This is a genomic window from Streptomyces sp. WM6372, assembly GCF_001279655.1.
Taxonomy (GTDB): domain Bacteria; phylum Actinomycetota; class Actinomycetes; order Streptomycetales; family Streptomycetaceae; genus Streptomyces.
Genome location: NZ_LGDB01000042.1, coordinates 1 through 7748, shown reverse-complemented (window position 1 = coordinate 7748; position 7748 = coordinate 1). Strand labels below are relative to the sequence as shown.

Below are 7748 nucleotides of genomic sequence, written 5' to 3'. Positions count from 1 at the left end.
CGGCCCGTACAACACCCGCACCACCGTGCCCGGACACGCCTCCACCACCCGCCGCACCGCCACCGGCGACACCACATCACCACCCGTCAACACCTCACGGACGCCGGAGAAGCAGTCCGCGTCCTGTTCGGCGATCACGCGGAAGAGTCCGGCGGTCAGGTGTACGGAGGTGATCCGTTCCCGGGTGAGGAGCTTCCTCAGGGCCACGGAGTCGATCGGCCCCGTCGGGGCGACGACGACGCGCGCCCCGGAGAGCAGCGGAACCCACAGCTCGTAGTCGGAGATGTCGAAGGCGTGTGGTGCGTGGAAGAGGACGCGCTCCTCGGGGCCGCTCTTCCAGGACGGGTCGAGGACCAGGTCGACGACGGCCCGGTGCGTCACGGCAACGCCCTTGGGCTCGCCCGTGGAGCCGGACGTGTACATCACATAGGCCAGGCCGTCGGCCTCCGGACGAGCACCGGCACCAGCACTGGCACCGGCACCGGCACCGGCAGGGACATCGGGGGAGGCCGACTCCGAGCCCTCCTGGGCCTCGCCGCCGGCCGCGACCAGCGCGCCGTCCGCCGCGTGGACGACGACCGCCGTGCCCGCACATGCGGCCGCGTCCCCGGGCCGGTCCGTCAGCAGCAGCCGGGCGCGGCAGTCCTCCACGACGATTCGGCGGCGCTCCACCGGGTAGCCGTCGTGCAGCGGTACGTAGAACGCGCCGGTCTTCAGCACGGCCAGCAGTGCGACCACGAGGTCGGTGGAGCGTTCCATCCACACCGCGACCGCCTGTTCCGGTCCCGCGCCCCTGGCGACGAGTTCGCGGGCCAGGGCGCCCGACCGGGCGTCCAGCTCGGCGTACGTGACGTCCGCTCCCCCGCCCGTGAGGGCGACGGCGTCCGGGGTGGCGTGCGCCTGCGCCCGGAAGAGGTCGGGCACGGTGGCGAGCGGGCTGCGGGCGGTGGCACCCTGCCCCAGGGCGAGCAGCTGCTCCCGTTCGGTCGGGGCGAGGAGGTCGAGGTCACAGATCGCGGCGTCCGGTGCCGCGACGATGGTTTCGAGGAGTCGGACGAGGCGCGCCGCCAGCTGTTCGACGGCCGCCCGGTCGAAGGCGTCCTCGCGGTAGTCGAGGTTCAGGACGAGCTCGCGTCCGGGAAGGACCATGAGGCTCAGCGGATAGTGGGTCGCGTCGTGGCCCGTGACGTCGGCGACCTGGAGGTCCACGCCGAGTCCGGCGGACGCGGCCTCGTCCACCGGGTAGTTCTCGAACACGACCACGGTGTCGAAGAGGTCGGTGCGTCCTGCGGTCTTCTGGATTTCGGCGAGCCCGAGGTGCTGATGGGGCATCAGGCGGGCCTGCTCGTCCTGAAGCCGCGCAAGGGCCTCGATGACGGACGATGCCGGGTCGAGTCGTACCCGGACCGGCAGGGTGTTGATGAACAGCCCGACCATGGTCTCGATTCCGGGGAGCTCCGGGGGACGTCCGGAGACGGTGGTGCCGAAGACCACGTCCTCCAGACCGGTGAGACGTCCCAGCAGGATGCCCCAGGCACCCTGCATCAGCGTGTTGAAGGTGAGGTTGCGGGTGCGGGCCAGTTCGGCGAGGGCGCCGGTCAGACGTTCGTCGACCGTGAAGGTGGCGCGTTGCGGGAACGATTCGGCGGGGCTCGTGCCCGGGTGGGGTACGAGGCGGGTGGAGTCCTCGAGCCCGTCGAGGGCGGCCGCCCATTCCCTGCGCGCGCCCTCGCCGTCCTGCCGCGCGGTCCAGGCGAGGTAGTCGCGGTACGGCGTCACCGGCGAGAGGCGGGCTTCGCCCCGGCTCTGGTAGAGGCTGAACAGTTCCTGGAACAGGACGGCGTTGGACCATCCGTCGAGCAGGATGTGGTGGTTGGCCCAGACGAACCGGTAGTCGTCCTCGGCCATCCGGACGAGGGTGCAGCGGATCAGCGGGGCCCGGCTCAGGTCGAACCGACGGCCTCGGTCCTCGGCGAGGAGGCGTTCGAGTTCGACTGCGCGCTGCTCGTGTGTGAGGTGGGTGAGGTCGACGTCCTGCCAGGGGATTTCGACGTCGCGCATCACCAGTTGTACGGGCTGGCCCGTCTTGCGGTGCTGGATGCGCACCCGGAGGTTGGCGTGTCGGGTCAGCACCTCGTTGACTGCCGTGCGCAGGGCGGGTCCGTCGACCGTGCCGCGCAGGGAGATGACGAGCTGGACGACGTACGTGTCCGCGGCTTCGTCGTCGAACTGTGCGTGGAAGAGGAGGCCCTCCTGAAGGGGCGACAACGGAAGGATGTCTTCAATTCGCGACCGCTTCATCTCAAATCCTTCCGTTCAGATCGTCGTTCTCGGCGAACTCGAACTCGAACTCGTCGATTTCGTCTTGGCTCAGCCCCAGGAGGGGCACGTCGGACGGGGTCAGTCCGCCGATGTCGGGGGACTCGACCAGTGCGGCCATGTCGGCCAGGGCCTGCGTGTACGCCGCGGCGAGTTCCTGGACCTCGCCGGCCGTCGACAGCCGGCCCGGCCAGGCCCAGGTGGTGAGCAACTCGGTTCCGTCGGCGGTGTCGCGGGCCACCGCGTTGATCGTGAGGGTGTGGGTCATGGGCATGTCCGGGTCGGCTCCGCCGCCGGCTTCCCCGTCTCCGATGACCGACCAGGGCTGTGGCTCCGCGCCGTCGTGGCCGGTCGGCGCCGGGATGCGTCCCAGGTAGTTGAAGAGGACGTGGGCTGCGGGGAGGGCCGCGAGGCGGTCGGCCGTCGCCGGGTTGAGGTACCGGAGCAGGCCGTACCCGAACCCGTTGTCCGGGGCTGCCCGGAGCTGCTCCTTCACGTATTTGAGGCCGTCCGCCGCCCCGCGCCCGTCACCGGCCTCCTGCACGTCGAGGCGGACGGGAGCAACGCTGGTGAACCAGCCCACCGTCCGTGAGACGTCGAGGGCGGGACTGATCTCCTGCCGCCCGTGGCGCTCGACGTCGACGAGGAACGGCGGCGTTTTCCCACCGCGCCGTGCCGTGCGTCGGTCGACGGCCAGCATGAGGGCTGCGAGCAGGACGCTGTCCGGCGCACAGTTGAAGGCCTCGGGCAGTGTGGTCAGCAGCGGCCCGGCCAGTTCCGCCGGCAGTGTCACGCTGAGGGAATCGGCGGTGCCCCACGTGTCGCGTGTGGGTTCGAGTGTGGCCGAGGCGGGGCCCCAAGGAGCCTCGGTGTCCGCAATGAGCCGCTCCCAGAAGGGCAGCTCACCGATCCGCCGTTCCGCCTCGGCCGTCGTGTGTTCGGCCCAGCGACGGAAGGACGTGTAGACGGGCTGCAGGCTCGGCTGCCGGCGCACGGCAACGGCCTTCCAGGCGGAGACGAGGTCGGGCACGAGGATGCGCCAGGACACGGCGTCGACGGCGAGGTGGTGGAGCGTGATGACCAGGCTGCCGTGCTCGTGCGGTCCAGCGTCGAGCCAGACGGCGTCCAGCATCCGCCCGTGCGCCGGGGCGAGGCGGCTGCCCGCCTCGGCCTCCTGCTCCTCTGCCAGTTCCCGGAGCCGCGACCGCCCCAGCCCCGAGGCGTCGACGCGGGACAGGGACGCCACGGCGGAGACCGTGCCGGGAGGCAGCACTTCCAGCTGCCACGTCCCGTCCTGGGAAGCCGCGAACCGTGCCCTGAGGAGGTCGTGGTGGTCGATGACCGCCTGCACCGCCGCCGTGAGGTCCTCGTGGAGGAGACCGCCGGGGGTCACGAGCGTGACCGACTGGTTGAACCGGTCGATGACGTCGCTGCGTTCGCAGAGCTGCCGCATGACCGGTGTCAGCGGCACCACGCCGGTGCCGGAGTCCGCCACCCCATCGGCTTGCACGTCCGCCTCGACCGCCACCGCCGCGAGCGCTTCGACGGTCTTCCGCTCGAACACCTGCCGCGGTGTGACGATCAGCCCTGCGGCGCGTGCCCTGGCGACGAGCTGGATGGAGACGATGCTGTCGCCGCCCATCGCGAAGAAGCTGTCGTCCGCGGAGACCTCACCGACCCCCAGTACGTCGGCGAAGACCGCGCACAGCGTGCGCTCCTTGTCGGTGTGCGGGGCCCGGCCGCCCCCTCCCGCATAGTCGGGTGCGGGCAGGGCCGCCCGGTCGAGCTTGCCCGTCGGCCCGAGGGGAAGGGCATCGAGCTGTACGAGGGCAGCCGGGACCATGTAGTCGGGCACGGCTTCGGCAAGGCGAACCCGCAGGTCCTCGGGCTGGACGCGTACGTCGGCGGCGGAAACCAGGTAGGCGACGAGCCGCTTGTCGCCCGGCCGGTCCTCGCGGACGACGACCACGGCCTGTGCCACGTCGGGGAACGACTCCAGCACCGCCTCGATCTCACCCGGCTCGATACGGAACCCGCGCACCTTCACCTGGGTATCGGTGCGTCCGGCGAACTCCAGGGCGCCCTCGGGCCTCCACTTCACCCGGTCGCCGGTCCGGTACATGCGCGTACCGGCAGGACCGAACGGGTCGGCCACGAACCGTTCCGCCGACAGGTCGGGGCGGTCGACGTAGCCGCGGGCCAGCCCCTCGCCGGCGACGTACAGCTCGCCGATCACTCCGCAGGGCACGGGCTGGAGCCCTTCGTCGAGCACGTACAGCCGTGTGTTGTCGAGCGGCCGGCCGATCGGAATGGGAGAGGTGGCGTCGCTCCCCGCGGGCAGCGCGTGGTGGGCGACGCACAGGGTCGATTCGGTCGGTCCGTAGCTGTTGGTGAACCGCATGCCGTGGGCGTGGTCCTGCACCTTCCGCACCGCGGAGGGGGAGACCGTGTCACCGCCGACGTAGACGTCGCGGAGGGTGCCGAAGCTCTGGGGTGCGCTCTCGGCCAGGGCCCGGAAGATGCCCTCGTTGAGCAGCCCCACGGTGACCCGTTCCGCCGTCATGGTGCGGGCGAGCTCGGGGATGTCCGCGGCCACCGTGCCGGACGCGACGAGGGTGGCACCGCTGAGGAGCCCGCCCCACACCTCGTAGGTGGAGGCGTCGAACGACGGCGACGAGTGGACGAGGACACGGTCCGCGCCCGTGTGCTGCCAGTACCGGTCGGAGACGAGCGCGACGACGTTGCGGTGGGTGACGGCCACGCCCTTGGGCCGCCCGGTGGAACCGGAGGTGAACATGACGTACGCCAGGTCGAGCGGCCGCACCCGCGGCGCCGGATCGACCGCTGCCGGCACGCCCTGGGCGGGCAGCTCCTCGACCTGCAACGCGTCGAGGCCGCTCCGGACGTACCGGTCCGGAAGCAGGGCCCGGGTCGTCCTGTCGACCACGACGGCGGTGCTCCGGGAGTCGCCGAGGATCAGTTCCAGGCGGGCGGCGGGGCTCCGCCGGTCCAGGGGCACGTACGCGGCTCCGACGTGCACCAGGGCGATCGTCAGGGAGATCTGGTCGAGCCAGCCGTCCAGCAGGAGCGCCACGCGGTCGCCCCGCCCGATGCCGCGTGAAGCCAGCCCGTGCACGAGTTGCCGCACGCGCAGGCCCAGCTCGGCGTAGGTGAGCTCGATGCCCCCGCCCACCAGCGCGAGGGCATCGGGCGTACGCGCGACCTGCGCCTGGAACAGCTCCGGCAACGTCGCCCCGGGAACCGCGTGAGCCGTGTCGTTCCACTCGACGAGCATCCGTCGTCGCTCGTCCGCGTTGAGGACACCGAGGGTACGGATCGGCCCGTCGGGGTCACCCGTGACGATTTCGAGGAGCCGGGTCAGCCGCTCGGCGAGCTGCTCGACGGTGGTGCGCTCGAACAGATCGGTGCGGTAGTCCAGCGAACCCAGCAGCCCGGCCGGACCCCCGTCGGGCCCATGGGTCTCGGCGAGGTTGAGGGACAGGTCGAACCTGGCCGCCGGGATGTGCACCTGCTCGTCCTGCGTGTGGATGCCGGGCAGGTCGAGATCGGGGAGCGCGTTGTTGTGGAAGGCCAGCATGACCTGGAAGAGGGGGTGGCGGGCCATGGAGCGCGCCGGGTTGAGGATCTCCACGAGTCGCTCGAAGGGCACGTCCTGGTGGGCGAACGCCGCCAGGTCCGCCTCCCGGACCCGCTCCACGACCTCCCGGAACGTCGGATCGCCCGAGACGTCGGTGCGCAGGACAAGCGTGTTCACGAAGAACCCGACGAGATCGCGTGTTCACGAAGAACCCGACGAGATCGTCCAGGGCGTCGTCGGTACGGCCCGCGATCGGCGTGCCGATCGGGATGTCCTGCCCGGCGCCCATCTTCGACAGCAGGACGGCCAGGGCGGCCTGCACCGTCATGAAGACGCTCGCGCCGCAGGAGCGCGCGAGCTCCGCCAGACGCTCGTGCACCTCCGCCGGTACGTGCACGTCCACGGAGCCACCCTGACGGGAGGCGATCGGGGGACGCGGGCGGTCGACCGGCAGCTCCAGCTCTTCCGGGAGATCGGCCAGAGCCTGCTTCCAGTACGCGACCTGGGCGGCGATCACGCTCTCCGGGTCGTCCTCGCTGCCGAGTACCTCGCGCTGCCACAGCGTGTAATCCGCGTACTGCACCGGGAGCGGCTGCCACTCCGGGGCATCCCCCTGGCAGCGGGCGGCATACGCCTGCGACAGGTCCCTCGCCAGCGGCGCCATCGACCAGCCATCCGCCGCAATGTGATGCACCACCATGACGAGAACCCACTCGCCGGGAGCATCCGCGACCTCCAACAGGCGCACCCGCCATGGCAGGTCCCGCTCCAGGTCGAAGCCCGTGGCAGCCAGCTTCCCTACGGCCGAGGCGACATGATCGGCGGTGACGCTTTCGACGCTGACATCGGGAATGCCCACGGCGCCCTGCAAGATCTCCTGCCGCGGCTCGCCGTCCACCTGCGGGAACACGGTCCGCAGGCTCTCGTGCCGACCCGCGACGTCCGCGAGCGCGGCCCGCAGCGCCTCCACGTCCAGCGTGCCGGTCAGGCGCAGTACGAGCGGAATGTTGTACGTCGCGGAGACGCCTTCGAGCTGGCCCAGGAACCACAGGCGGCGCTGCGCGAACGACACCGGAAGAACCTTCGGCCGTGTGCGCCGTTCCAGCGGTGTCCGGACGCGACCACCGTCATCGAGCCGGTCCACGAGGGCGGCGACGGTCGGGTCCGGATCCGGCTCACCAGCCGCGTCGCCAGCAGCGAATGCCCACCCAGCTCGAAGAAACCGTCATCGATCGACACCGACTCCACACCCAGGACCTCAGCGAAGAGCCCGCACAGACTCTCTTCGCGCGGGGTCCGCGGCCCGCGCCCAGACACGTCCGAGGTGTACTCGGGAGCCGGCAGGGCCTTGCGGTCCAGCTTCCCGTTCGGCGTCAACGGCAGGGCTGCAAGGGCAACGAAAGCGGAGGGAATCATGTAGTCCGGCAGCCGCTCCGCCACGTGCCGGCGCAACAGATCAGCCGGTGCCTCTTCGCCCGAGGCAGCCACGACGTAAGCGACGAGGCGCTTGTCACCGGGCTGGTCCTCCCGCACGACGACAGCCGCCTGCCCGACCTGCCCATGACCGGCGAGGACGGCCTCGATCTCGCCCAGCTCGATACGGAATCCCCGCACCTTCACCTGAGCATCCACGCGCCCCACGAACTCCAGAACACCGTCCGCGGACCACCGCACCACATCACCGGTCCGATACATCCGCGAACCCGCCACCACCGCGAACGGATCCGCGACGAACCGCTCCGCGGTCAGTCCTGCACGGCCCAAATAGCCCCGGGCCAACTGCGCACCCGCGATATACAACTCACCCGCCACACCCACCGGCACCGGAGAC

At 71.0% G+C, this 7748-nt stretch carries 2 protein-coding genes and 1 pseudogene; all 3 read right to left on the bottom strand.

Annotated features, from left to right (window positions below):
* A partial coding sequence (locus ADK52_RS05810) for a condensation domain-containing protein (RefSeq protein ID WP_267887236.1) occupies positions 1-2301 on the bottom strand: 2301 nt, incomplete at its 3' end.
* Between the two features lies 1 nt (position 2302).
* A complete protein-coding gene (locus ADK52_RS43415) occupies positions 2303-4027 on the bottom strand; it encodes a condensation domain-containing protein (RefSeq protein ID WP_420714805.1) in 1725 nt (574 codons plus the stop codon).
* A gap of 90 nt (positions 4028-4117) precedes the next feature.
* Positions 4118-7748: pseudogene (locus tag ADK52_RS44915) on the bottom strand (amino acid adenylation domain-containing protein); the annotation flags it as partial.